The 25,418-nt window shown below is 41.2% G+C and carries 25 protein-coding genes; 10 read left to right on the top strand and 15 right to left on the bottom strand.

The features are described 5' to 3' along the window. Positions 1 to 287 precede the first annotated feature (287 nt). A complete protein-coding gene (locus H3299_RS07555; protein ID WP_182417092.1) occupies positions 288 to 1,571 on the bottom strand; it encodes an O-acetylhomoserine aminocarboxypropyltransferase in 1,284 nt (427 codons plus the stop codon). 62 nt (positions 1,572 to 1,633) lie between these two features. Next, positions 1,634 to 2,059, bottom strand: a complete 426-nt coding sequence (locus tag H3299_RS07560; RefSeq protein WP_182417093.1) for a CoA-binding protein — start codon at positions 2,057 to 2,059, stop codon at positions 1,634 to 1,636. A 345-nt stretch (positions 2,060 to 2,404) separates the two neighbouring features. Between H3299_RS07560 and rplM the strand changes: the two genes are divergently transcribed. The 3 genes from rplM (at position 2,405) to H3299_RS07575 (ending at position 5,427) form a co-directional block, all read left to right on the top strand. Continuing rightward, positions 2,405 to 2,869, top strand: coding sequence for a 50S ribosomal protein L13 (gene rplM / locus H3299_RS07565; protein ID WP_182417094.1), 465 nt, complete (start codon positions 2,405 to 2,407; stop codon positions 2,867 to 2,869). Positions 2,870 to 2,871: 2 nt separating this feature from the next. Next, on the top strand, positions 2,872 to 3,363 hold the full coding sequence (gene rpsI / locus H3299_RS07570) for a 30S ribosomal protein S9 (protein ID WP_182417095.1): 492 nt from the start codon (positions 2,872 to 2,874) through the stop codon (positions 3,361 to 3,363). Between the two features lie 138 nt (positions 3,364 to 3,501). Then, positions 3,502 to 5,427: a P-loop NTPase fold protein gene (locus tag H3299_RS07575; protein ID WP_182417096.1), complete on the top strand. Its 1,926-nt coding sequence runs from the start codon at positions 3,502 to 3,504 to the stop codon at positions 5,425 to 5,427. A gap of 18 nt (positions 5,428 to 5,445) precedes the next feature. Here H3299_RS07575 and H3299_RS07580 read toward each other — a convergent pair whose 3' ends face one another. Together H3299_RS07580 and H3299_RS07585 are read right to left on the bottom strand one after the other, a co-directional pair. Next, the gene (locus H3299_RS07580) at positions 5,446 to 6,162 is read right to left on the bottom strand and encodes an LrgB family protein (protein ID WP_182417097.1); all 717 of its coding nucleotides are present in this window, start codon (positions 6,160 to 6,162) and stop codon (positions 5,446 to 5,448) included. Further along, a complete protein-coding gene (locus H3299_RS07585; protein WP_182417098.1) occupies positions 6,149 to 6,553 on the bottom strand; it encodes a CidA/LrgA family protein in 405 nt (134 codons plus the stop codon). The genes H3299_RS07580 and H3299_RS07585 overlap by 14 nt, the downstream gene beginning before the upstream one ends. A 90-nt stretch (positions 6,554 to 6,643) precedes the next feature. Between H3299_RS07585 and H3299_RS07590 the strand changes: the two genes are divergently transcribed. After that, on the top strand, positions 6,644 to 7,522 hold the full coding sequence (locus H3299_RS07590) for a LysR family transcriptional regulator (protein ID WP_182417099.1): 879 nt from the start codon (positions 6,644 to 6,646) through the stop codon (positions 7,520 to 7,522). Between the two features lie 53 nt (positions 7,523 to 7,575). Further along, positions 7,576 to 8,454 (top strand): hypothetical protein, encoded by an 879-nt coding sequence (locus H3299_RS07595; protein ID WP_182417100.1) that lies wholly within the window; start codon positions 7,576 to 7,578, stop codon positions 8,452 to 8,454. Positions 8,455 to 8,589: 135 nt separating this feature from the next. On the opposite strand, the gene H3299_RS07600 is transcribed toward H3299_RS07595, so the two are convergent. Together H3299_RS07600 and rnd are read right to left on the bottom strand one after the other, a co-directional pair. Next, entirely contained in the window at positions 8,590 to 9,555 is a 966-nt protein-coding gene (locus H3299_RS07600; RefSeq protein ID WP_182417101.1) for a 1-phosphofructokinase family hexose kinase, read from the bottom strand. Positions 9,556 to 9,778: 223 nt separating this feature from the next. Beyond that, positions 9,779 to 10,936: a ribonuclease D gene (gene rnd / locus H3299_RS07605; protein WP_182417102.1), complete on the bottom strand. Its 1,158-nt coding sequence runs from the start codon at positions 10,934 to 10,936 to the stop codon at positions 9,779 to 9,781. 157 nt (positions 10,937 to 11,093) lie between these two features. Here rnd and aspS point away from each other — a divergent pair, with 157 nt between their 5' ends. Then, positions 11,094 to 12,881, top strand: a complete 1,788-nt coding sequence (aspS, locus tag H3299_RS07610) for an aspartate--tRNA ligase (protein ID WP_182417103.1) — start codon at positions 11,094 to 11,096, stop codon at positions 12,879 to 12,881. A 57-nt stretch (positions 12,882 to 12,938) separates the two neighbouring features. Here the strand turns inward: aspS and H3299_RS07615 are convergent, their stop codons facing one another. Together H3299_RS07615 and H3299_RS07620 are read right to left on the bottom strand one after the other, a co-directional pair. Continuing rightward, entirely contained in the window at positions 12,939 to 14,249 is a 1,311-nt protein-coding gene (locus H3299_RS07615; RefSeq protein ID WP_182417104.1) for a DNA polymerase IV, read from the bottom strand. Further along, positions 14,249 to 14,536 carry a DUF3572 domain-containing protein gene (locus H3299_RS07620; RefSeq protein WP_182417105.1) on the bottom strand — a complete coding sequence of 96 codons (288 nt, stop codon included), beginning with the start codon at positions 14,534 to 14,536 and terminating at the stop codon, positions 14,249 to 14,251. Before H3299_RS07620 ends, H3299_RS07615 begins: the two co-directional genes overlap by 1 nt. A 253-nt stretch (positions 14,537 to 14,789) precedes the next feature. Between H3299_RS07620 and H3299_RS07625 the strand changes: the two genes are divergently transcribed. From H3299_RS07625 to H3299_RS07640, 4 genes are all read left to right on the top strand, one after another. Then, a complete protein-coding gene (locus H3299_RS07625; RefSeq protein WP_182417106.1) occupies positions 14,790 to 15,155 on the top strand; it encodes a response regulator in 366 nt (121 codons plus the stop codon). Between the two features lie 465 nt (positions 15,156 to 15,620). Continuing rightward, positions 15,621 to 17,540: a 1-deoxy-D-xylulose-5-phosphate synthase gene (gene dxs, locus H3299_RS07630; RefSeq protein ID WP_182417107.1), complete on the top strand. Its 1,920-nt coding sequence runs from the start codon at positions 15,621 to 15,623 to the stop codon at positions 17,538 to 17,540. Positions 17,541 to 17,546: 6 nt separating this feature from the next. Continuing rightward, complete coding sequence (locus tag H3299_RS07635) at positions 17,547 to 18,332, top strand: TlyA family RNA methyltransferase (protein WP_246708040.1); 786 nt, start codon at positions 17,547 to 17,549, stop codon at positions 18,330 to 18,332. After that, entirely contained in the window at positions 18,329 to 19,582 is a 1,254-nt protein-coding gene (locus tag H3299_RS07640) for a class I SAM-dependent RNA methyltransferase (protein ID WP_182417108.1), read from the top strand. Before H3299_RS07635 ends, H3299_RS07640 begins: the two co-directional genes overlap by 4 nt. Positions 19,583 to 19,687: 105 nt before the next feature. On the opposite strand, the gene H3299_RS07645 is transcribed toward H3299_RS07640, so the two are convergent. The 7 genes from H3299_RS07645 to secY all read right to left on the bottom strand — a co-directional run bounded on the left by H3299_RS07645 (position 19,688) and on the right by secY (position 25,340). After that, on the bottom strand, positions 19,688 to 20,335 hold the full coding sequence (locus H3299_RS07645; RefSeq protein WP_182417109.1) for a hypothetical protein: 648 nt from the start codon (positions 20,333 to 20,335) through the stop codon (positions 19,688 to 19,690). 459 nt (positions 20,336 to 20,794) lie between these two features. Continuing rightward, entirely contained in the window at positions 20,795 to 21,223 is a 429-nt protein-coding gene (gene rplQ, locus H3299_RS07650) for a 50S ribosomal protein L17 (protein ID WP_182417110.1), read from the bottom strand. A 24-nt stretch (positions 21,224 to 21,247) separates the two neighbouring features. After that, a complete protein-coding gene (locus H3299_RS07655) occupies positions 21,248 to 22,261 on the bottom strand; it encodes a DNA-directed RNA polymerase subunit alpha (protein ID WP_182417111.1) in 1,014 nt (337 codons plus the stop codon). A 93-nt stretch (positions 22,262 to 22,354) separates the two neighbouring features. Next, positions 22,355 to 22,744, bottom strand: coding sequence for a 30S ribosomal protein S11 (rpsK, locus tag H3299_RS07660; RefSeq protein WP_182417112.1), 390 nt, complete (start codon positions 22,742 to 22,744; stop codon positions 22,355 to 22,357). 143 nt (positions 22,745 to 22,887) lie between these two features. Continuing rightward, positions 22,888 to 23,256: a 30S ribosomal protein S13 gene (rpsM, locus tag H3299_RS07665; protein ID WP_182417113.1), complete on the bottom strand. Its 369-nt coding sequence runs from the start codon at positions 23,254 to 23,256 to the stop codon at positions 22,888 to 22,890. 177 nt (positions 23,257 to 23,433) lie between these two features. After that, the gene (locus H3299_RS07670; protein ID WP_182417114.1) at positions 23,434 to 24,012 is read right to left on the bottom strand and encodes an adenylate kinase; all 579 of its coding nucleotides are present in this window, start codon (positions 24,010 to 24,012) and stop codon (positions 23,434 to 23,436) included. Further along, entirely contained in the window at positions 24,009 to 25,340 is a 1,332-nt protein-coding gene (secY, locus tag H3299_RS07675; protein WP_182417115.1) for a preprotein translocase subunit SecY, read from the bottom strand. The genes H3299_RS07670 and secY overlap by 4 nt, the downstream gene beginning before the upstream one ends. Positions 25,341 to 25,418: the final 78 nt, after the last annotated feature.

Here is a 25,418-nt window from a genome sequence, read left to right on the forward strand (position 1 = left end):
TTTAAGCTTTGGTGCACTAATTCTAAACATGAAATCTTGGATAGCTCCTAAGCGATTATCCTTTGATACTTTTTAAGTCCCCCGCATAAAAAGTATCTATGCCCGGTAACTGGGCTAAACATACTGATCTTCCCCGTGCTCAGTATGTTTCATGACAACTCCACTTAGATTTTCCCTCTTTATTGCCTAAGTGGAGTTGTCTTTTTATTTTGCTTCCTCCCATCTTAACCCATAATCAACCTTTGACCGTCTGTATTACACAGCTTATATTGAGTGTGAAACAGAAGCTAAATTTGCGCAAAAGACTGGTTTAAATCACCGATAATATCGTCAATACTCTCAATACCAATCGACAGACGGATAACTTCTGGCCCTGCACCAGCGGCATGTTTTTGTTCATCATTTAATTGACGATGCGTGGTTGAGGCGGGATGAATCACCAGTGAGCGCGTGTCACCAATATTAGCAAGGTGGGAAAACAGCTTTAACCCTGCAACAAATTTCACACCTGCCTCATAGCCGCCTTTAATGCCGAAGGTAAAAACCGAGCCAGCTCCAAGCGGCGCGATACGCTGCTGTAAAGCATAATAGGGGCTATCCTCCAAACCCGCATAAGAAACCCATGAAACTTGTGGGTGATTTTGCAAATATTCAGCTACCGCCAAAGCATTATCACAATGCCTTTGCATACGCAGCGAAAGAGTTTCAACTCCTGTTAGCAGCATAAAAGCATTAAATGGCGATATGGTTGGGCCCAAATCACGCATGCCAAGCACGCGCGCCGCCAATGCAAAAGCAGCTTTTCCAAAAGCATCAGCAATGACAAGACCAGCATAATCGGGGCGCGGCTCTGTCAATTTATTAAATTTACCTGATTTATGCCAATCAAAATTACCGCCATCAATAATAACACCGCCCATAGAATTGCCATGACCACCAATAAACTTAGTCAGCGAATGGATAACAATGTTAGCGCCATGTTCAATTGGCCGCACAAGATAGGGGCTTGCCATTGTATTATCGACAATAAGTGGAATATTATGAGCCTTAGCCACCTTGGCAATTTCTGCAATATCAATAATAATGCCACCGGGATTAGCAAAACTTTCAATAAATATTGCTTTGGTACGCCCGTCGATTTGCGCCGCAAAACTCGCTGGGTCTGTAACATCTGCCCACCGCACCTGCCAATCAAAAGATTTAAATGCTTGGCCAAATTGATTGACCGAGCCGCCATAGAGTTGACGGGCGGCAATAAAATTATCACCTGCCTCCATCAAAGTATGGAAGGTTAAAAATTCTGCGGCATGGCCGGTAGCCGTTGCAAGCGCTGCGACACCGCCCTCCAATGCTGCCATGCGCTCCTCAAGCACCGCTTGGGTGGGATTAGTTATGCGTGTATAAATATTACCAGCCTCTGCCAAAGCAAATCGATTTGCCGCCTGATCGGCATCTTCAAAAACATAAGCAGTTGTTTGATAAATTGGCGTTGCACGCGCACCAGTTGTCGGGTCAGGTGCAGCGCCTGCATGTATTGCTAAGGTGTCGAAATGCTTTGCATTGTCACTCATTATATATTCCCTTTTAATTTACAAACAACACAACAATAGTCGTCAATTAGTACAATTATATTTTAAGAAAATTTCTCTAACTCAATATGGGGGCAACGATCCATCACTACATTAATACCCGCTTCAATCGCGCGTTTAGCTGAAATAATATCGGCAATGCCAAGCTGCATCCAAAAAAGAAATGGTTTATGGGGCAAAGCCAATACTTCATCCAAAATTGCAGGAACAGCATCAATATTGCGGAAAATATCAATCATATCGATTGGTTCATCAATATCTGCCAAACGGGCATAAACTTTTTGCCCCAAAATTTCTTTGCCAGCCTGCCCCGGATTTACCGGAATGACCTTATAGCCGCGGCTTAACAAAAATTCCATTACTACAAAACTTGGTCGCGCCGCATTGGGCGATGCACCAAGCAATGCAATGGTTTTTACACGATTAAGAGCTGATAAAATCTCATCATCATCTAAAAGTAAATCGGCCATAAGACATCCTCCTTGATTCTTATAAAACTATACCGCTTTTTTCAGCTATTACACGTAAAATAAACCATGACTTTAGCCCCCAATAAGCAAAATCAAACCAAAATTATTATGGTATTATAATACCCTACAAATAACAACTTGATTTAATTATATTAATTAATTTTATTGCAAAATAATTTTGCTTGCTTTTTAAGCTTTCACGCTTTATTGACAAGGACTGGATTGGGATATCACATCCCTCACCTTTTGTAGCATGTGATGCTGCAATATAAGCAACAAAAAAAGCCTGCCTCATTATGATTTATTATCATATTTGTGTATGGATCTATTTTAAGGAAAACTTCTATGGCAACCTTTTCACAAAAGCCAGCCGAAGTGGTAAAAAAGTGGGTTATTATTGACGCTGAAGGCCTAGTCCTTGGTCGTCTTGCCTCACTTGTTGCCAATCGTTTGCGCGGTAAACATAAACCAACCTTTACGCCTCACGTTGACGATGGTGACAATGTCATTATCATTAATGCTGACAAGGTGGTTTTGACCGGTAAGAAATTTACTGATAAAGTTTACTATTGGCATACTGGCTATATTGGTGGCATTAAACAACGTACAGCTCGCCAAATTCTTGAAGGCCGTTTCCCTGAACGCGTCGTAGAAAAAGCCGTTGAGCGTATGGTTCCACGTGGCCCACTAGGCCGCCGCCAAATGAAAAACCTGCGCGTTTATGCAGGCACAAATCATCCCCATGAAGCTCAGCAGCCGGAAGCGCTCGATGTTGCAGCGCTAAACCGTAAGAATAAAAGGATTGCTTAATCATGGCCGAGCAAATCAATTCCCTATCTGACCTTGGTGCAGTAGCAGGCAATGTTGTTGCCGCTGCAGTTGAAAGCGCACCAGTTCACGTACAAAAGCTTGACAGCCTTGGCCGTGCCTATGCAACCGGCAAGCGTAAAGACGCTGTTGCCCGCGTATGGGTAAAGCCAGGTTCAGGTAAGATCATCGTAAACGGCAAAGAATTTGATAAGTATTTTGCCCGTCCTGTTCTTCAGATGGTTCTTCGTCAGCCAATCGTTGCAACAAACCGTGATGGTGAATTTGACATCATTGCAACCGTTGCTGGTGGCGGTCTTTCAGGCCAAGCTGGTGCAGTTCGTCATGGTATTTCCAAGGCGCTTACTTATTATGAACCAGCATTGCGCGCTATTCTTAAAAAGGGTGGTTTCCTTACCCGTGATAGCCGTGTTGTTGAACGTAAAAAATACGGTAAAGCTAAAGCTCGTCGTTCTTTCCAGTTCTCAAAGCGTTAATATTTCGCTTTATATTTTTTGGAAAACCCCGCTTTATGCGGGGTTTTTTATTGTTTTTTTTCCATTGCAAATTAAGTAAAATTATCCATTATAAATGATAACCAATCAAACTAAGCATTAAAGCGCAAAGAGTTATCAATGGAAAACCAAGCCCATAACGCAGAAGTTGCAGCCTATATTAAAGATTATCTCAACAATGAAAACTTCGCACAATTTGCCGTATTACTAACTGGCAAATGGGGCAGCGGCAAAACCCATTTTATTTTTGATTTAAAAAAGCAATATGAAAATTTAACACCATATGAAAAATATTTAGGCAATAAAGAATTTAATTGGATTTACGTAAGCCTTAATGGCATAGAAACAGTTGAAGAAATTGAAAAACGTATCATTCTTGCTGCGTATAGTTGGCTTAACAATAAAGCTTTAAATTTGGGACAAAGCTTTTTGAGCAGCATCGTTGCTTCACCGCAAATCTACGGCGTTGGCTTTGATACTAAAAAATTTGCAAAAGATTTAAAAGAATTATTGCCGAAAGTTAAAAACACCGCTTTTATTTTTGATGATATTGAGCGCTGCCGCCTGCCCTTATCCAACCTCTTTGGCTACATTAATAATTTTATTGAGCATGATAGACTAAAAGTTATTTTAGTTACCGATGAAGACAAGCTCAAAGAATATTACGCTAAGGAAATAACTGCCCCACAACAAGATCGCAGCTTTTCGAGTTACGAGCAAGTTAAAGAAAAACTTGTTGGGCAAACTTTGGAAATAAAGCCAGATATTACAAGCGCTATAAATAAATTCATAATCAATTTAAAAGCTGATGATATTCGTAAAATTATCTTAAACAATCAAAATGATATTTTAGAAATTTTCAAACAGTCAAAAGCAAAGAATCTACGCAGTTTAAAAACAGTGTTATTTAATTTTAAGAGGTTATTTGATTATTTAAAGACTATAAAAACTGCGTCAACATACGACCACCATATCTTTGATGACCAAATAAAAGATGTACTATTAAAAATTTCAGCCATTACTTTTGCTCATCTGAATGGCGACATTAGCGATACGAATGAAATTTATCTCGGCACGAGCGCTCAAATGAAAAATGTAATCGATAGCCTCTCAAACACGAGCAAAAATACTGCTTCCGCAGCCTCGAAACGCCATTATCCCAATTTTTCTTTTTCTGAGGTACACAGATCACTTAATTGGTATCAAAACCCAATTAACCTATTCGAACTTGGTAATTTTGTAAAAAGAGGCATTTTACCTTCGGAAAAATCGATAATCACATCTTTTAAAGAAGACTTTCAGACACGCAAGGCAAAAAAAGAAGCTGAGGATGTTTCGATTTTATGGATAAAATTAGTTAGGTGGCAATTTAATGACCCGAATAAACTTGATGAAAACCTACAACCTGTAATGAAGGCATTAAGAAATTTTAAATTCACAAGAATGGGAGATATCTTACAAGTTGCAAGTCAAATCAATCTATTGATCGAAATGAATTACAACCCTCTGCCTAATGGAGAGAGTTTGGAGGAATATTTTACTAAGTATTTAACTTCGCTAAACGCTCAAAATATACCTGCTAGCTTTGATGAATTAAACGACTTGAGATTTAATGGATATAGTGGATATGAATATTATTTAGAAGGCGCTCAGAGTCTAGTGGCTAAAATTAAAGCTAACACTACAAAAAGAGCTATAAAAACTTTAAGAAACAGCCGAAGACTTATCGATTTTATATCAAAAGATGATTTCAAAAATATGAGTGAGGAACAGTATATTTCATTTCCGCTAATGAATTATGTTGATGTAAAAGACTTTGCCAGACTAATTAATATAGCGGGCGAAATACATGACACGCCCCCTTTGGCTATTAGAGCACTAATAAACCGCTACCAAAACGCAGCCAACTTGAAACAAGAAGAACAAAGCTGGTTAAAACAACTAGAAGACGAATGTCAAAAACAAATAGCAATGCTGCCCGAGCCATTTAAAACCCATAGACAACTTCTTTTAGATGTGTATTTTAAAAATTTAATTTTGAATTAGATTAAAAATTGATTGTTTTTAAAGCAAATGCAGCACATAGCCAAGCACTGGTGCCAACATTACATTAACGATACCCACCAACACCATCACAAGGCCGGCGATTGATCCTTCTTCAACGCCTATTTGGTGGGCGCGTGCCACCCCTGCGCCATGCGCGCCCATACCAAATAGTGCGCCGCGCGCAATTTTGCTGCGCAAAGGCAAAACTTTCATAACCAACTCGCCAAGAGCTGCACCAAAAACACCGGTTAGAACAACGAAAATTGCCGTTAAATCAGGTATGCCGCCAATATCACTTGATACGGTCATGGCAAAAGGCGTACTCATCGAACGAGGCAAGAGACTAAGCCGCATAGATTCATCTAACTGCAACATAGTTGCCAAACCATAGGCGGTAAGCATGGCAGTTGTGGAACCCGCAAAAACACCAATAGCTAAAATCACCCAATTTTTCCGGATAACCTCACGTTGCTGCCAAATGGGAATTGCAAAAGCAACGGTAACGGGCCCTAAAATTGCCATTAACCAATGGGTGGAGCTGATATAATGCGCATAATCGCCTTTTAGCAGCACCACAAAAACCATGACCAGTAAAGGTGTTACGGCAAGCGGTGTTAGCCACCAAAAGGTAAAGCGGCGATAAAATGCTTTTGCAGCATAATAAAGCCCAATAGTAAGCAAAGACCAAAAAACAGTTTGCACAAGTGGATTATAGAAAAAATCAACGCTGCTCATGACGTAAAGTCCAACGGTAACAAAGATCTATCGTCAAAGCGGTAACGCTCATCACCACTAAGGTCCCTGCAAGAATGACTAATAGAATTTTTAAACCAAGAAAACCAATAAACTCTTTATGGTCAAGCAGGGCCAATACTGCCGGAATAAAAAACAACAGCATTTCAGCCAATAACCAATTGGCACCGCGCTTCATGCTTGAAAGACTAAGCCAGCCAAAACCCAATGCTATTAAAACAAGACCAAGACCAATAATGCCGCCAGGCAAAGGTAAATGCGCATAGCGAGCGATCACCTCACCCAACAGCCAAAAAGCACCAATAAGCATCATTTGTGCAATTAAACTGCGATGCATAAAAAAGCGTGACTGAATGAATAAACGACGGCTCATGGCAAAAACTCCTTGACCTTTTATATAGATCATTATTATCTATTCTTAAAGTGAATTGATTTCATCAAAACTATTCTAAAATGGAATATCATGCATACACGTTCGTTAAAAGCCTTGGTTGAAGTAGTACGTTTAAACAGCTTTTCGGCCGCAGCCCTTGCCATGAATGCGACCCAGTCAACCATCAGCAAGGCGATTAGTCAGCTTGAATCATTTTATGACGTGACCTTGCTTGAACGCGGAAAAAACGGCGTTCGCCTTACTGCAATTGGCAAGCGCGTTCACCAACATGCATTGCGAATATTGGCAGAAGAAGACGCTATTTTACGTGAGGTTGCGGATATAAAAGGCATGAAGCGTGGCTTGTTGCGTATTGGCCTACCACCTATTGGTAGTTCGGTACTATTTGCCCCTGTTTTAGCACAATACACAACGCAATACCCCAATATTGATATTGAAATTGTGGAACATGGCGGCAAAAAACTTGAAGAAATGGTGCGTCACGGTGATATAGAACTTGCGGCAACCTTGGTCCCAACCACCAAAGGCTTTAACTACCAAGAAGTACGGAACGAGCCCTTAGTCGCCTTAATGTCGGACAATGCTGCGGCAGGGCGAAAAAAAGCATCATTGGCAGAACTTGCCATTCATCCCTTTATTTTATTTGAAAGCCAATTTGCTTTAACACCAATTGTTTTAGATGCCTGCACCGAAGTTGGAATTGCACCTAAAATATCAGCCAAATCAAGCCAGATAGACTTTATCTTTGGTTTGGTTGCCGCAGATATGGGGGTTGGATTTTTACCTAAAATGATTGCTGAAGCCCGCCCTTATCCCGGCGTGCAACGTATTGAAATTGAAGACCACCCGATCGCATGGCATATGGTAATTCTTTGGCGAGAAAATGCACATCTATCAGAGGCAGCAAAAGCTTGGCTTCAACTATCAAAAAAATTCCACAATAATTGAACAAAATTGCAGATAAATATCAATGAAGGTCTAATATTGTAGAGATTTATAAAATGAAAAATAAGCATTCAATATTGAAAATAATCTTTTCAACTGCTGCAATCATTTTATTGCTTATTATAGGATATCAAACTTATAATCATATGACTTTAGTGCCAACCCCACAATCTGATCGTTTGTTTCGTGATTATGATCGTGATGTCTATCATTTGGCACAAAAAATTGAAAGACATCAAGATATCGGCGAAAGCGATTTAGCAAAACTTCCGCAGGGAGCAATAAATCAACGTTATGGACAAGAAATAACTTTGCTTTTCCATGCCTTGTCGAGGCGCAATATACAAGCAATTGATACGTTGATTGGTAATGGCGCGGACATAACTATGGTAGATAGACCATCAAAGCGTCTTCCCATGAATTTTATGAATTATTTAGGAATGCCGGGTGGTGGCAATGATGAGGCTGAAGATTTAATATTCATCAATGAACTTATAAAAATTTATCTTAAAACTGGTGGCGATCCTAATTATATACAAATAAACAGTAATGATACACCACTGGTTTTAGATGTTGCTATTGCACAAAATTTTGAAGGCGTTGCTATTCTTATAAAGGCTGGAGCAGATATTTGGACACGCAATGAAATAGGAATTAATTTAGTTGATTGTTTAGCCATGGATCCTTCAGGATATAATGAGTTATCAGCAATTTTAAATCAAGGATACCTGGATAATGGAAAAATAGACGATATTATTAGTGTTATCATTCATCTTTCAGGATATACTCAGCGCGGTGATGAGCGCAGCATCAGAAATCTTAACTTAGCGATGAGAATATTAAAACGCTATCCCGAATATCAAGATGATCAATTTACTAAAAGGCTATTTGATGGACCAATTCCCTGGATTAAAATCAAAGCTCTAAATAATTGAAGACATCAAATCTTTAATAAATTCCCCAAAAATCTAATGCCTTTGCAAACAAAGACATTAAAAATAAAAAATATGGTTAGCCCCTAGATGAAAGCATCACTTCAAGAACTGATATTGAGCCATAACTATATTTTATTATTCTGGATCAATAGGTAAAACCGCAAATGCACCATCGCTCGGAGTAAGATATTGGAATAGCTCCTCGATATTTTGAAGCTGACATAGACCTGTACCCTTTTCCATCACCGCTGCGCTTCCGCAAGCAACACCTAAACGGAAAGCATCCTCGATTGATTGACCATGAGCTAGCGCGTGCACCATGCCACCAATAAAACTATCACCTGCCCCAGATGCACTAATAACTTTAACCGGGGGTGATGGCAAATAAAGTGTCTTATCATTCATCGCCAAAACTGCGCCTTGATGCCCAAGAGTAACAGCAATAATCTGGCTCTTTTTTTGGCATACCAGCTTATGTGCAGCTTCAGCCAAATCAGCAACGGTTCTAAATTCCCGTCCCATGGCGTTTTCAAATTCGCCCTGACTTGGCTTAATAAGCGTCAATCCACCAAGATCAAGCACATGGCGCAATGCTGGCCCAGATGTATCGATCACAATCTCACCGCCACGTTGACGAGCAATCGCTATCATTTCATCATAAACATCCATCGGCACGCCGCGCGGCAGAGAACCACTAACAACAAGCCAGTGCCAAGACGCAGATTTTACTGAGTCAACTACGGCTTTCCAATCATCCTCGGTAAAAATAGGCCCTTCGGCAATAAAGCGATATTCCATACCAGTCGATGTTTCATAAATCACATTATTGATACGGGTATTACTAGCAATTTGTATTATATGAGCATCTACACCACGTTTTGCCAATAGCTGATCCAAAACGCTACCCATAACGCCACCACGAGCGTAAAGCGCCTTTACCGAACCACCAAGACGATGAATAACACGCGCCACATTAATACCACCGCCACCTGGGTGAAAACTTTCATCACGCGTGCGTACTTTATGGGTTGGCTGTACACGATCGACTTCACTAGCTGCATCAACCGTTGGGTTAAAGGTAACCGTTAAAACATTCGCCATAAATACAACCCCTGATCTCACAAAAATAATGCTTGCGTAAAATCAATGTTATTTAAATCGATTTAAAAAGCAATAAAAGATTTTAATAATTGCAATTTTTTTAGCCAATAAAACGAAGCTTTCGGATTTTTAAAAACTAATAACAAAATAAAAATACCGCCTAGCAATGCTAATAAATAAGCTAAGCCAATTTATCAGATTTCTATGGCGGTTTTATTGCAAATTATTTTACCGTTTCGATAAGTTTAATCCGGTTATTTTCAAAACTAATAGCAAGGGAACCTTCAAGCATTTGCAAAGCTTTTTTACCAAACATTTCATAGCGCCAACCATGCATAGCTCCTATTTTCGCAGCAACGCCATCAACCACTATTTTTTCAATATCATCACTGCTTGCGATAATTTTTGCAGCAACATTATTTTCTTCACTAATAATTTTTAATAATAGCTTTAAAATATCAATAGCACTATTGGCACCTTCAGGCAGATTTTTAGGCGGCTTTACAATTGGTAATTGTTCTTTAGGCAAGGCCATAGCCTCTTTAATTGCAGCTAATAAATCATTGGCAAAATGCGAACGCTCAAAACCTTTGGGTAAAGCACGCAACCGTGATAAGGCATCCATAGTTTGCGGTTGCTGTATAGCTATTTCAACTAATGCATCGTCTTTAACAATACGCCCACGCGGCAAATCACGTTTTTGTGCCTCCCTTTCACGCCAAGCCGCAATTTTTTGTAAAACTGCAACTTCACGAGGTTTCTTAAACCGCCCCTTGATCCTCGCCCATGCGTTTTCCGGCAAATATTCATAGGTTTTTGGACTGGTTAAGATTTGCATTTCCTCATCAAGCCAATTTGTGCGCCCACTCTTTTTCAACTGGCGAACAAGATCTAAATAGACATCACGTAAATAGGTAACATCTGCTAAAGCGTATGTGAGCTGGCTTTCACTTAATGGCCGGCGACTCCAATCAGTAAAGCGTGACGACTTATCAAGCTGTTTGCCGGTAGTTTTTTGCACAAGATGATCATAAGAAATCGAGTCGCCAAAACCTAAAACCATCGCCGCAATTTGTGTATCAAATATCGGCATGGGGATAAGGTTGCCAAGATGATAGACGATTTCAACATCTTGCCTTGCCGCATGAAAAACTTTCAAAACTTTTTTATTACCCATCAATTCAAAAAATGCGGATAGATCAATTCCAGTCGCTAATGGATCAATCAGCACCTCTAAATCGGGCGAAGCCAATTGGATTAAACATAATTGCGGCCAGAAAGTCGATTCGCGCAAAAATTCTGTATCAACGGTCACAAAGTCAGACTTGCTCAAGGCGGCAATGGCGGCTTCAAGGTCTTTTGTTGTTGTAATTGAGTGCATAATTGCCCCCTATATCTCTTTTCTTTGAATCTGTCTTGCACCATTGCGCTAAATTTTGCATCAATCAATCTGTTAGGCTTGACAAATCAAGGGTAAAATGTGCTTTTGCCCAATAGTTTTACATATTTTTTGAATTTTTAGCAGAAAGCAGTTAAAAATGCATCGTTATCGCACCCATAATTGTGCAGCTTTGCGCAAATCCGATGTTGGTTCTACCGTTCGCCTCTCTGGCTGGGTTAATCGCGTTCGTGATCATGGTGGAATTCTATTTATTGATATTAGAGACCATTATGGTTTGACGCAAATTGTAGCTGATCCTGATTCTTCTGCCTTCAAAATGGCAGAAACCTTACGTGGCGAATGGGTTATTCGCGTTGATGGCGAAGTTAAAGCCAGATCAGAAGACACCGTAAACAACCAACTTCCTACTGGTGAAGTCGAAATTTTTGCCAAAGAGATTGAAGTCCTCTCTAAAGCAGATGAGCTTCCCTTGCCAGTATTTGGTGAGCCAGACTATCCTGAAGATATTCGTTTAAAATATCGCTTTTTGGATTTGCGCCGCGAAACATTGCACAAGAATATCATGCGCCGCCTTGATATTATCAAGTCAATGCGCCGTCATATGCATGATATTGGCTTTTCAGAATTTTCAACCCCTATTTTGACCGCCTCTTCACCTGAAGGTGCGCGTGACTTCTTGGTACCAAGCCGTATCCATGAAGGCAAATTCTATGCTTTGCCACAAGCTCCGCAGCAATATAAGCAGCTTTTGATGGTTTCCGGCTTTGATCGCTATTTCCAGATTGCACCATGCTTCCGCGATGAAGATCCACGCGCAGATCGTTTACCTGGTGAGTTCTATCAGCTTGACCTTGAAATGAGCTTTATCGAGCAAGAAGATGTTCTTACCACAATGGAGCCGGTTATCCGTGACATCTTCAAGGAATTTGCCGGCGTTAAACCAGTCAATGATGTAATGCCACGCATTACCTATGATGATGCGATGCGTAAATATGGTAGTGATAAGCCAGATCTTCGCAATCCAATTATTATGGAAGAAATCTCTGAGCATTTCCGTGATTCAGGCTTTAAGGTATTTGCCAATATTCTTGCCAATGATGACAAGGCTGAAGTTTGGGCAATCCCGGCCAAAACCGGTGGTAGCCGAGCATTTTGTGACCGCATGAATAGTTGGGCTCAAAAAGAAGGCCAACCAGGTCTTGGCTATATTTTCTGGCGTAAAGAAGGTGAAGTGCTTGAAGGCGCAGGTCCAATTGCCAAAAATATTGGTCCAGAACGCACTGAGGCTATCCGCGTACAGCTTGGGCTAAATGATGGTGATGCTTGCTTCTTTGTTGCAGGCGACCCTAAAAAGTTTGTGTCCTTTGCAGGCGCGGCTCGTACACGCGCGGGTGAAGACCTTGGTCTTGTCGACCATAATCGTTTTGAACTTGCTTGGATTATCGACTTCCCATTCTATGAATGGAATGAGGATGAAAAGCGCATTGAATTTGCACATAATCCATTTTCTATGCCACAAGGTGGAATGGATGCGTTGGAAAATCAAGATCCACTTACCATTAAAGCATTCCAATATGATATGGTTTGTAACGGCTTTGAAATTGCATCTGGCGGTATTCGTAACCACATTCCAGAAACAATGGTTAAAGCCTTTGAAATTGCAGGCCTATCGCGTGAAACAGTAGAAGAGCGTTTTGGCGGTCTTTATCGTGCATTCCAATATGGCGCACCGCCGCATGGTGGTATGGCAGCAGGTGTTGACCGTATTGTCATGTTGCTCACAGGCGCACAAAACTTGCGTGAAATTTCACTCTTCCCGATGAATCAACAAGCATTTGACTTGTTGATGGGCGCACCTTCTAATGTCTCGCCTGCGCAAATGCGTGATTTGCATATTAGATTGGCGCCAACAACAAAGGCATAATACAAAACAACATAAAGGCCGGTTTTACCGGCCTTTTTATTTCATGCAGTTTTTAATTTACTCTTTGGATGATTTTATCGGATTTTTGCCAAAGGTAAATCCGGTCTCTACTGCTTTTGATCCAAATTTATCACGCAATTTATCTATCGCTGTTTCAGCGGCAGCTCGTTTTGTAGCCTGTTCATCAACTAAATCAATCGGATCAGCTTGTTCATCATCACTTAATTGCTGAACACCAATGCCAAGAAGGCGAAAAGAACTACCATCTAATTCACGATCCAATAAGTCCACCCCTACACGAAAAATGCGATCGGCTATTTGCGTCGGATCACTCAAATGACGATTGCGCGTACGTAATTTAAAATCCTTGGTTTTTAATTTTAACACTACGGTTTGCCCCGCAATATCACCTTTTTTCAAACGCTGTGAAACCAGCTCACTTAAATGGCGTAAAACCGCAATAAGGTCTTCACGTTTTGATAAGTCTCTTTCAAAAGTGCGCTCAGCTGAAACGCTCTTCATTTCATTTTCAGGCTCAACACTGCGATCATCGACACCACGGGAAAGACGAAACAAACGTTGCCCCATCACGCCGTAGCGGCGCATGAGCTCAACCTCTTCCATTTCTTGCAATTGGCCAATCGTGAATATGCCATCATTATTAAGTTTTGCCGCCATCATTTTACCAACGCCCCAAATCATTTTTATTTCTTGGGTAGCTAAAAAGGACAAAGCTTCATTTTGGCCAATAATTGAAAAACCGCGAGGCTTATCAAGATCAGAGGCAACTTTGGCCAAATACTTACAATAAGAAAGCCCGATAGAAACACTAATGCCAATTTCATTCTCAATGCGCTTGGCAAAACGTGCAAGAGTAAAGGCCGGTGGCGACTTATGCAATTTCTCAGTGCCATGCAAATCCAAAAACGCTTCATCAATGGAAAGCGGTTCAACCAATGGCGTAAGTTCTAGCATCATCTGGCGAATTTCTTTACCTACTTTACCATATTTTGCCATATCTGGAGGAATAACCACTGCTTGCGGGCATGCTTCTAATGCTTTAAACATCGGCATGGCTGAACGCACACCATAAATACGCGCAATATAACAGCATGTAGACACTACGCCGCGCGTGCCGCCACCAATAATTACTGGCTTATCGCGCAATTCAGGCCTATCACGCTTTTCAACAGAGGCATAAAAGGCATCACAATCAATATGCGCGATGGAAAGGCTATAAAGCTCATCATGAGCGATAATGCGGGGGCTGCCACATTTCACACATCGCTTTCGCTTATCGCGCTGTATGGTGAGGCAATCTCGACAAAATCCAATAATTGGTGTTGAGAAATCGTTTTGCTTTTCCATTAAAACTCAATCGGTGAGCCACCTGGCAGCGCAGCAAATGCTTCGGCAACCCGCTCTGGTTGAATATTGGAACTCTGGCAAAACATCAACAAACTTGGCTCATGATTTAGCAAAAAGCTCAAAACACCTGCTAAAAAACCTGGACTGCTAGCGGCTTGCCGGATATCTTGACCAGCAATGCCACTTATTGCCATAAACCGCTCCAATAATTCTTGATCACCAGCTAAAAAGCCAAGCGCAGTAATTGCGATAGCTTCAGCCTGCTCATGATTAACATTATGTTTCATTAACCCATTTACCTCATTATGTGAGTTGATCCATGCTACACCTTGCTAATAGCACTAAAATAACTACTTATGCTTTTGAACGTGCAAAAGCTTGCCATTTCCTTATAGCAAATAATCTGCTAATTGGTATCATGTAATTTTGTCGAGCTTTTTGTAAAGCTGAGCAAAAAATATTCATTCAAAGGCGCTTTAAATTCTCGGAATTTTGCAAATTGCCGCAAAAAGACAAAATTAGAGCAGGAAGACTTAAACCATGGCTAAAAAAGTTTTAATTGTTGAAGATAATGAACTCAATATGAAGCTCTTTCGCGATCTTGTTGAAGCGACCGGCTATGAAACAGTAACAACACGTAATGGTTTAACGGTTCTTGAGTTAGCGCGCGAGCACCAACCAGACCTCATTTTAATGGATATTCAATTACCAGAAATTTCAGGCCTTGATGTAACACGGCAATTAAAAGCTGATAGTGAACTTGCATCTATTCCAGTTATTGCGGTGACAGCCTTTGCTATGAAAGGTGATGAAGAGCGCATAAGAGAAGGCGGCTGCGAAGAATATATGTCAAAACCAATATCCGTTCCGCAATTTATGGAAACAATTAAACGCTTTCTTGACTAAAACGACAACGGGGCTTTATTGCCGCTACACCATGATGTCCATAAACCCGAAAATGGCTTTAAACTGTAAAATTTAATCGCAGTATCATTTGTTTCAAGGCCTATTATCGTTGCAGTTTCGCCTTTTTTCCGATTAACATCGTCAAAAAAAGACAATACCATGCGATTTTCATGCTTTTAGCTATTTTTTAAATTAAAACAAATTTAATAGCTGTTATTGAAAAAAGACTATTTTTTAGCATATTATAAGAGTAAAGTGACTTTGTTTAAGAGCCATTTTGCTTTGCTCAAGTGCTTAAATTATTCACACTATGAGCAATTTTTACAAACCATCATAAATGATGAAGCGAAATCCCTTAGGATATTAAAATAAATTATATCATTTTTCTGTAATTTGCGTTAAGGCAGCTATTTTAGAAAAATAGAAATATTTTAAAAGACCAAGTTGCAGCAACGGAGTTTTATATTGTCACGTCCTACGACACCGCTACTAGATAAGGTTCAATTCCCAGCTGATATGCGCAAAATGTCAGAAGCTGACTTGCCGCAATTGGCTGAAGAACTACGTAGCGAAACGATTGATGCAGTTTCGGTCACGGGCGGTCATTTGGGTGCGGGACTTGGTGTTGTTGAACTAACCGTTGCGCTGCATTATGTTTTTGACACACCCCACGACCGCATTATTTGGGACGTAGGCCATCAAGCTTACCCACATAAAATCTTAACTGGACGACGCGATACTATCCGAACATTGCGCCAAGAAAATGGGCTTTCAGGTTTTACCAAACGTAGCGAAAGTGATTATGATGCTTTTGGTGCGGGGCATTCTTCAACCTCGATCTCAGCAGGCCTCGGCATGGCCGTTGCCGCCGAACTTAATGATGAAAAGCGCAATGTGATTGCCGTTATTGGTGATGGATCAATGTCAGCCGGCATGGCTTATGAAGCAATGAATAATGCAGGCGCTATGGATGCCCGCCTCATTATCATTTTAAACGATAATGATATGTCCATTGCGCCATCGACAGGGTCAATGAGCGCTTATCTTGCACGCCTTGTTTCTAATCCCGGCTTTAGAACTTTGCGCGAACGCGCCAAAGAACTTACAAAAAAATTGCCAAAATTCTTTTGGGATAGAATGCGCCGCTCTGAAGGCTATGCACGCGGCATGTTAACCGGCGGCACATTGTTTGAAGAGTTGGGTCTTTATTATGTTGGCCCAATTGATGGCCATAATCTCGACCATCTATTACCTGTGCTAAAAAATGTTCGTGAAAATCCCTTTGGTCCTGTCCTCATTCATGTGGTCACCAAAAAAGGTAAAGGTTATCCACCAGCAGAGGCCGCAAGCGACAAATATCACGGCGTTAACAAATTTGACGTTATCACTGGTAAGCAAGCAAAAGCACCAAGCAATACGCCAAGCTATACCAAGGTTTTCTCATCAAGCCTTATTGAAGAAGCGCGCCATGATGATAAAATTGTGGCCATTACAGCCGCAATGCCAGGTGGCACTGGACTTGACCAATTCGGGCTTGAATTTCCAAAGCGCATCTTTGACGTAGGTATTGCCGAGCAACATGCTGTAACCTTTGCAGCCGGACTTGCGGCTGAAGGTTTCAAACCGTTTACTGCCATTTATTCAACCTTTTTACAACGTGGCTATGATCAAATTGTCCATGATGTATCGATACAAAATTTGCCTGTTCGTTTTGCCATTGACCGCGCTGGCTTTGTTGGCGCCGATGGCGCAACCCATGCAGGTAGCTTTGACACAGGATTTTTAACCGCCCTACCGGGTTTTGTAGTTATGGCACCGTCGGATAATCTTGAATTGATGCATATGGTGCGCACTGCTGCAGCTTATGACCAAGGGCCTATTTCCTTCCGTTATCCACGTGGTGAAGGCGCCGGCCTTGAATTACCGCAACGCGGTGAAATCATTGAAATTGGCAAGGGCAGAATTATACGTGAAGGCACAAAAATAGCGCTTTTATCCTTTGGCACGCGCCTTGGTGAAGCTATGCTGGCTGCAGATGAGCTAGCTGCCGCAGGTCTTTCGACCACTGTTGCAGATGCGCGTTTTGCAAAGCCGCTAGACGAAGACTTAATCGCACGCCTTGCTAAAGAGCATGAAGTGTTAATAACCATTGAAGAAGGCGCAATGAACGGCTTTGGCGCACAGGTATTACAACTTTTGGCGCAAAAAGGCCTACTTGAACATGGCTTAAAAATCCGCACACTGACACTACCTGACAGCTACCTTGCCCATGGCAATCAAGATAAAGTACTTGCACGTATTGGCCTTGGTCATGACGGTATTGTTGAAGCAGTATTTAATGCGCTTGGACGAGATCTCGCCAAGCAGCCACAAATTAGGGCTTAAAATAAAGTGCCAAAAGAGGATGATCAACAGCCTGATCAAATAGGTGTTAACACACGGCTACGACTTGACCAATTATTGGTTGAACGCAAGTTTTTTTCATCGAGATCAAGGGCACGCGATGCAATTGAACGCGGTACAGTTAAAGTTGGCAATACAGTAATAACCAAAGCTGGCGCTTTAACGCCTTTTGACGCAAATATTGAGGTTGACGATCCTGCCAAGGCCTATGTGTCACGCGCAGCTCTAAAGTTGATTGGTGCGCTTGATCATTTTAAGATTGATGTAAAGAATAGTCATTGCATAGATGTTGGCGCTTCCACTGGTGGCTTTAGCCAAGTACTTTTAGAACGTGGTGCAAGCCATGTAACTGCTATTGATGTTGGGCATGGGCAATTTCACCCATCTTTGCAAGGTGATCCGCGAATTACCCTGCATGAAGGTTTGAATGCCCGTAATTTACAAAAAATACACCTTGGCGGTGAAAGGCTAAGTCTTGTGGTTTCAGATGTTAGTTTTATATCTCTAACCCTTGCACTGCCACCAGCACTCGAACTTGCTGATAATAATGCTAAAGCGATTTTATTGCTAAAGCCTCAATTCGAAGTTGGGCGTGAAGCCATTGGCAAAGGCGGTCTTGTTAAAGACAAAAAGGCAGTAGAACGCGTTAAGGCATCGCTTTTTGAGTGGTTGGATAATTTACCACAATGGCGCGCTATTGATCTTATTGCCTCGCCCATTGAAGGCGGAGATGGCAATCAGGAATTCTTACTTTATGGAGTGAAAGACAAGTGACGAAAGATGTTATAATAAGCGCCGTTGGAGCTGGTGGCGATGGTATTGCCAAAGGCTCATCGGGCAATATTTACGTCCCTTTCACCCTGCCAGGCGAAAAGGCTAATGTTGCAACCGAGAGTGATAAAGGCACGCTCATTGCGCTTACAAGCAAATCTAATGAGCGTATTGAACCTACTTGCGTCTATTTTGAAGATTGCGGTGGTTGCTCGTTACAACATTGGAACCGTGAAAATTATGAAGCTTGGAAACGTGACCTTGTTGTTCATGCATTAGAAGCGCGTGGTTTGAAGACTGAAGTTGCACCACTCATTTCCTGTGAGCCACAAACGAGACGGCGTATCGTCTTAACCGCTAAAGCAACACCAAAAGGTTTAGTACTTGGATTTAACCGCTACCAAAGCAACGAAATTGTTGAGATTCATGAATGTCCTGTTACCGTTGAGGCTATAACATCACGCTTTGATGATATTCATGCCATTGCAGCAGTTTTGCAAGATAATGCCCGTAGTTTTCATGTGACGGTGACGGCTGCTAATAACGGTCTAGACATCATGATTTCTGGTGTTGAAAATATCGAAGATCGCCACCGCCAGCGTCTTACAACCCTTGCTATCAAACTAAACATCGCAAGAATTGCCATTGACGATGAAATCATTATTGAAGTTGCAAAACCCTTAATTGATTTTGATGGCGTCGAAGTTATCCTGCCACCGGGTGGTTTTTTACAAGCTACCAAGGAAGCAGAAATTGCAATGACGGGCACTGCAGTTAATTGGCTAAAAAAGACAAAAAATGCAGTTGATCTGTTTTCAGGATCAGGCACATTTACTTTCCCAATGGCAAAAAAAATGAACGTCAAAGCCGTTGAGAATACTTCAGCTGCATTACAAGCCTTGGATCGCGCTAGTCGTTACGCAACGGGGTTAAAGACAGTTGTCCACGAGGAACGCGATTTGTTCCGCCGACCATTAAACGCCAAGGAACTTGCACAATTTGATGGCCTTGTTTTTGATCCACCGCGCGCCGGCGCTGAAGAACAAGCTAAGGAAATAGCCAATGCTATTATTAGCCGCGTGGTTGCTGTTTCATGTAATCCTGTGACATTGGCACGTGATTTATCAATCCTTGTTAAAGGCGGTTATAAGCTTGAAAAAGTGATACCAGTTGACCAGTTCTTATGGTCACCCCATGTGGAGGCTGTCGCCCTTTTAAGCAAAAGAAATCCAAAACCTGGTTGGAAGCTGTAAAGTTGAAAAGATCCTGTTTTCTTTACATTAAGTGATATAAATAATTAGCAATAACTCACGCAATATTCAAATCATGTATAGCAGCTGTTGATTAATATCCGGATATTAATCAACAGTAATAACATAATGATTATCTTGAGAAAATTCGTCTTTAGTACCAAAATTTAATTTATATTCTCCAGGCACAGAAAATTTCAATAGAACCCAATAACCATCTGATGCATAGATATAGCTATCATTTGGTATTTTGAAACAACTTTTTGTTGAAACACGTGTAATTTGGTTTTTAGATAATGAACTATCACTCAGATCAACATAGATCCCACTGGCAGTATCCATTATATCCTTAACCTCGCGGCTTACTTCGCTACAAATAGCAGACCGAGGGTTTTCGCCAATAATAAAATTAACTACTGGAAAAAAAATATATTTATGTTTTGGTATATTACAATGCCTAGTGACTGGCATGCCATCATAAGTACCTGCTAAAAACCAAACATGATCCTTATTGCCCAAATAGCATAGATGGCCATCCTCATCATCAATAGGATCATCCGATGTATTTTCAAAGCTACTAGCCCACATCCACCATTGCTTAGATAATTCTTCTAGAGTCGTCCCATCTTCTAATTGCAATGAAATTTCATAGCCATCTTTGGCATTAACCTGAGTTGTTAATAACAACGATATTATCCATAACAAAAATAATCTAGAAACTAATTTATAGTTAAAGTTGGACGCTATAAATTGCATAAATCTTCCCTCAATAAAAATTATAATTAAAAAGTAGTTCAGCAATATTAGGCTCAATTTTTAAATTTTAAAATGCAGCAAAATATAAAATATAGCCGAAGTTGCTGGGTCAAAATTAAGCAACAGCTTCATGAACTGACTATGGAGTCCCCATCTCATTGCAAACTAATAATTTCTTATCGAATTTTTTTTGAACTGATAAAGACAATTTTCATCTGCTTTTAAAATACTATTATATCAACAAACAATAATGTTCATAGCTTTTTGGCAAAATAAAAAACACTTGTATTTTGCTAATGCGCAAAGATGCAAAAATTACAGCTGCTATTGCTTCTAAAGCATTTGAGCATACCTTAAATACATCCCATACCTTTCATATATTATATGATGATTATAGAAACAAAAAAGCCCGCTTTGTTTCCAAAGCGGGCTTTTTCAATACTAAACGGGCTTAAATAATTAAGCAGCGCTTGCTTCTTCTTTTGCAGCAGCTTCAGTGCGAGCACGATCAGCTGCGCCTTTTGCATTAACATCGCGTTCAACAAACTCGATTACAGCTAAAGGTGCATTATCACCAGCACGGAAACCGGCTTTCATAATACGCAAGTAGCCACCATTACGAGTAGCATAACGAGGTGCAAGTGTATCAAACAACTTAGCAACAAGTTTGGCATCGCGAATAGCTGAAATGGCTTGACGACGAGCGTGTAAACCGCCGCGCTTACCTAGAGTTACTAGCTTTTCTACGATTGGACGAATTTCTTTAGCTTTTGGCAGCGTAGTCACGATCTGCTCGTGTTCGATTAACGATGCCGCCATATTGGCGAACATTGCTTTACGATGACTTGCAGTCCGGTTCAGCTTGCGGCCTGAATTACCATGGCGCATGAGCTTTCTCCTTCAATTAATGGCTCAATATTGATCTTCATAGCGCTTTGCAAGATCATCGATATTCTCTGGCGGCCAAGCTGGTATTTCCATACCAAGATGTAGACCCATGCCAGCGAGAACTTCTTTAATCTCGTTAAGCGATTTACGGCCAAAATTCGGTGTCCGCAACATTTCGGATTCCGTCTTCTGGATAAGGTCGCCAATATAAACGATATTATCGTTTTTAAGGCAATTGGCTGAACGAACAGAAAGCTCCAGCTCGTCCACTTTCTTAAGAAGTGCAGGATTGAATGCAAGTTCAGAAACTTGCTCTTGCGGAGCTTCTTTTTGTGGTTCTTCAAAATTAACAAAAACAGAAAGTTGGTCTTGCAAGATACGAGCTGCAAAAGCCACTGCATCTTCACCACTAACTGCACCATTGGTTTCAATGGTTAAAGTCAACTTATCATAATCAAGAACTTGTCCTTCACGGGTATTTTCTACCTTGTAGGATACTTTGCGAACCGGTGAGAAAAGGCTATCAACTGGAATAAGACCAATTGGTGCATCTTCAGCGCGATTACGATCGGAAGGCACATAGCCTTTACCATTATTAACGGTAAACTCCATGCGGATTTCCGCACCTTCATCAAGTGTACAAATAACAAGATCAGGATTGAGAATTTCACTATCGCCAACGGTTTGAATATCACCAGCGGTAACAACACCAGGTCCTTCTTTACGAACAACCATGCGCTTTGGACCATCACCATCCATACGGATAGCAATTTCCTTGATATTCAAAATAATATCCGTCACATCTTCGCGAACACCTGGGATTGATGAGAATTCATGAAGAACACCATCAATCTGCACAGCAGTAACAGCCGCACCACGAAGAGATGAAAGAAGAACGCGTCTTAGCGCGTTACCGATAGTCAAACCAAAACCACGTTCAAGAGGCTCAGCTACCAAAGTGGCTTTCGTAAAAGAAGCATCACTTTGAAACTCAACCTTACTAGGCTTGATTAGTTCCTGCCAGTTTTTTTGGATCATGATTAAATTCCTGTCCTTAGCTTTTGTCACCATCCATTCGTGACAATGAGCATGAACGCTAAAGGGGCCCCTTTAGCTAATAAAACAGCCAAATTAAACGCGGCGCTTTTTACGTGGACGACAGCCATTATGTGGAATTGGCGTCACATCGCGAATAGAAGTAATCACAAAACCAGCAGCTTGCAACGCACGAAGTGCAGATTCACGGCCAGAACCTGGACCGCAAACTTCAACTTCCAATGAGCGCATGCCATGCTCTTGAGCTTTTTTCGCACAATCTTCTGCGGCAACCTGTGCTGCAAATGGAGTGGATTTACGTGAACCCTTGAACCCCTGCGCACCGGCTGAAGACCATGCAATTGCATTGCCTTGAGCATCGGTAATTGTAATCATTGTGTTGTTGAATGTTGAATTAACATGCGCAACACCTGATGAAATATTTTTACGTTCGCGCCGGCGAACACGTGTGGCTTCCTTTGCCATATTCTACCTTTCAATCGATCTCTACACTGCCGTAACTTCAGCAGCTCCACCCATTCCTATTTTTGACTTATCAATTTAACAAGCCGCAAGAAAGGGACAGCAAATCTTAAAATAGACACCCAGAGCAATCTGGCTAGCTATGATTATTTCTTTTTACCAGCAATTGCCTTTGCAGGGCCCTTACGAGTACGCGCATTAGTATGTGTACGTTGACCACGAACAGGCAATGAACGACGATGACGAAGACCGCGATAGCAACCAAGATCCATCAAACGCTTGATGTTCATGGAAACTTCACGACGAAGATCACCTTCAACCTGATAGTCACGATCAATAGTTTCGCGAATCTGCAAAACTTCAGCATCAGTGAGCTGATTAACGCGACGTTCAGCAGGAATACCTACTTTTTCGCAGATCTCTTGAGCAAATTTTGGTCCAATCCCGTGAATATACTGAAGCGCAATTACTACGCGCTTATTAGTCGGGATGTTGACGCCAGCAATACGAGCCACGCCTTTTCTCCTTGGTTCTGGTTAACAACTGCAAATACCGCATATATTTACAGTGAAAAAATAGCCCTTAACAGAAAACCATCAGGGCTATAACATTTTAAAAATGAATTTGCTGTCTTAATCCTATTTTAACGAAAAAGTCAAGCAAATTTATATAGAACTGAAATAATACCTAGTTTATTGTAATAGGCTTTGAATTTCAGCTGTTACGGCATGAACTTGCGCCATACCATCAACCTCTTTTAACTGGCCATTCTGTCGATAAAAATCCGACAATGGCGCAGTTTTTTCTCTATATTCTACTAAACGCTTGGCAAATGTTTCTGGATTGTCATCCGAACGAATACTACCACCAGCTTCCTGCGTTTCTCTTATCCGACTTTCGAGTCGGCTAATCAAAGCATTCTCATCAACCTTCAGCTCAATGACGGCGTCAAGATGCGTATTGCGAGCTTTAAGAATTTCTTCAAGAGCTGTAGCTTGAGCTGCAGTTCGAGGATAACCGTCAAGAATAAAGCCGTTTACGCAATCAGCCTCACTAATTCTGTCAGCAACGATTTGATTGACTATCTCATCAGAAACGAATTGACCAGCTGCCATAACTTCCTTAGCGCGCTTACCAACTTCAGTTTCAGCAGCAACAGCTGCACGTAACATATCACCAGTTGATAGTTGTGGAATATTATATTTTTCAGTCAAAATCTTAGCCTGAGTGCCTTTTCCAGCACCGGGTGGTCCTAATAAAATAAGTTTCATCGTGTTTTCTTACCTCCCCTAAGTTTCGACTTTTTAATTAGGCCTTCATATTGATGCGCAACGAGATGACCTTGAACCTGTGAAATTGTATCGAGTGTTACCGTTACGATAATAAGAAGCGATGTACCGCCAAGCTGCATACCAATTCCGGTCGACGAAATAAAGAATTCTGGCAACATACAAACACCAACAATATAAATCGCACCAAGGACAGTGATACGCGTCAATACATAATCAATATATTCCGCTGTACGTTCACCAGGACGGTAACCTGGGATGAAGCCGCCATGTTTTTTTAATTGATCTGCAGTTTCCTTGGGGTTGAATACGATTGCAGTATAGAAAAAGCAGAAGAACACCATCAAAGCAGCGTATAGCGCCATATATACAGGATGACCATGTTGAAGCACAACTATAATTGGTTGAGCCCAACTTGGTGGATTTTGCGTAAATGCACCGAGCGTAGATGGCATCAATAATAAAGAAGACGCAAAGATAGGCGGAATAACGCCAGCTGTATTGATCTTCAATGGAAGGTTTGAAGTATCACCTTCAAACATGCGATTACCGACTTGTCGCTTAGGATAACGCACCATTAACCGGCGCTGCGCACGTTCAACAAAAACAACAACAGCAATAAGTGCAATAACAAGAACGATAACAGCAAAAACAATAAATGCAGAAAGCTGACCATCTCTATTAAGCTGTAGCATTTGAGCAACAGCACCAGGTAACGTTGCAACGATACCTACATAGATGATCAATGAAATACCATTACCCACGCCGCGTGATGTAATCTGCTCACCAAGCCACATCATAAACATAGTACCACCAACTAGGGTAATAACTGCAGACAGACGGAAAGCCCAACCCGGATCAACCACAAGATTACTTGCTTCAAGCCCTATAGCAATACCATAAGCCTGAACAATAGCCAAAAGCACAGTACCATAGCGTGTATATTGGCTAATAATCTTACGCCCAGACTCGCCCTCTTTCTTCAAAGCTTCAAGAGAAGGAATAACTGCAGTCATCAATTGGATGATAATAGATGCCGAAATATAAGGCATAATACCCAATGCAAAGATAGCCATACGGCTAACAGCACCACCGGAAAACATATTAAACAAACCAAGAACACCGCCAGCATGATTGGTAAATGCATCTTCCAAAGCTTGTGTATCTATGCCAGGCATAGCAATATAGGTCCCTAATCGGTAAACCAATAAAGCAGCCAATGTAAACCATATACGTTGTTTTAATTCGCTAGCGCGCGAAAATGCTGAAAAATTCAGATTTGACGCCAATTGTTCTGCGGCTGAAGCCATATATTTTCTCCGGTATGTCGCCAATCGGGTACTACCCGGAACTGACACTGAAAAAACAGTAATCAATCCAAATTTAGA

Source organism: Bartonella sp. HY038 (genome assembly GCF_014117425.1).
GTDB lineage: Bacteria > Pseudomonadota > Alphaproteobacteria > Rhizobiales > Rhizobiaceae > HY038.

Coding starts and splice junctions, on each gene's coding strand:
- H3299_RS07600 (WP_182417101.1), bottom strand. CDS start 9,555: ATGGCGAATGTTTTAACGGTTACCTTTAACCCAACGGTTGATGCAGCT.
- H3299_RS07615 (WP_182417104.1), bottom strand. CDS start 14,249: ATGGAAAAGCAAAACGATTTCTCAACACCAATTATTGGATTTTGTCGA.
- H3299_RS07645 (WP_182417109.1), bottom strand. CDS start 20,335: ATGCAATTTATAGCGTCCAACTTTAACTATAAATTAGTTTCTAGATTA.
- aspS (WP_182417103.1), top strand. CDS start 11,094: ATGCATCGTTATCGCACCCATAATTGTGCAGCTTTGCGCAAATCCGAT.
- H3299_RS07560 (WP_182417093.1), bottom strand. CDS start 2,059: ATGGCCGATTTACTTTTAGATGATGATGAGATTTTATCAGCTCTTAAT.
- H3299_RS07580 (WP_182417097.1), bottom strand. CDS start 6,162: ATGAGCAGCGTTGATTTTTTCTATAATCCACTTGTGCAAACTGTTTTT.
- H3299_RS07590 (WP_182417099.1), top strand. CDS start 6,644: ATGCATACACGTTCGTTAAAAGCCTTGGTTGAAGTAGTACGTTTAAAC.
- rplM (WP_182417094.1), top strand. CDS start 2,405: ATGGCAACCTTTTCACAAAAGCCAGCCGAAGTGGTAAAAAAGTGGGTT.
- rpsK (WP_182417112.1), bottom strand. CDS start 22,744: ATGGCAAAGGAAGCCACACGTGTTCGCCGGCGCGAACGTAAAAATATT.
- rplQ (WP_182417110.1), bottom strand. CDS start 21,223: ATGCGCCATGGTAATTCAGGCCGCAAGCTGAACCGGACTGCAAGTCAT.
- H3299_RS07655 (WP_182417111.1), bottom strand. CDS start 22,261: ATGATCCAAAAAAACTGGCAGGAACTAATCAAGCCTAGTAAGGTTGAG.
- H3299_RS07625 (WP_182417106.1), top strand. CDS start 14,790: ATGGCTAAAAAAGTTTTAATTGTTGAAGATAATGAACTCAATATGAAG.
- rnd (WP_182417102.1), bottom strand. CDS start 10,936: ATGCACTCAATTACAACAACAAAAGACCTTGAAGCCGCCATTGCCGCC.
- H3299_RS07670 (WP_182417114.1), bottom strand. CDS start 24,012: ATGAAACTTATTTTATTAGGACCACCCGGTGCTGGAAAAGGCACTCAG.
- secY (WP_182417115.1), bottom strand. CDS start 25,340: ATGGCTTCAGCCGCAGAACAATTGGCGTCAAATCTGAATTTTTCAGCA.
- H3299_RS07575 (WP_182417096.1), top strand. CDS start 3,502: ATGGAAAACCAAGCCCATAACGCAGAAGTTGCAGCCTATATTAAAGAT.
- rpsI (WP_182417095.1), top strand. CDS start 2,872: ATGGCCGAGCAAATCAATTCCCTATCTGACCTTGGTGCAGTAGCAGGC.
- H3299_RS07555 (WP_182417092.1), bottom strand. CDS start 1,571: ATGAGTGACAATGCAAAGCATTTCGACACCTTAGCAATACATGCAGGC.
- H3299_RS07595 (WP_182417100.1), top strand. CDS start 7,576: ATGAAAAATAAGCATTCAATATTGAAAATAATCTTTTCAACTGCTGCA.
- H3299_RS07620 (WP_182417105.1), bottom strand. CDS start 14,536: ATGAAACATAATGTTAATCATGAGCAGGCTGAAGCTATCGCAATTACT.
- H3299_RS07585 (WP_182417098.1), bottom strand. CDS start 6,553: ATGAGCCGTCGTTTATTCATTCAGTCACGCTTTTTTATGCATCGCAGT.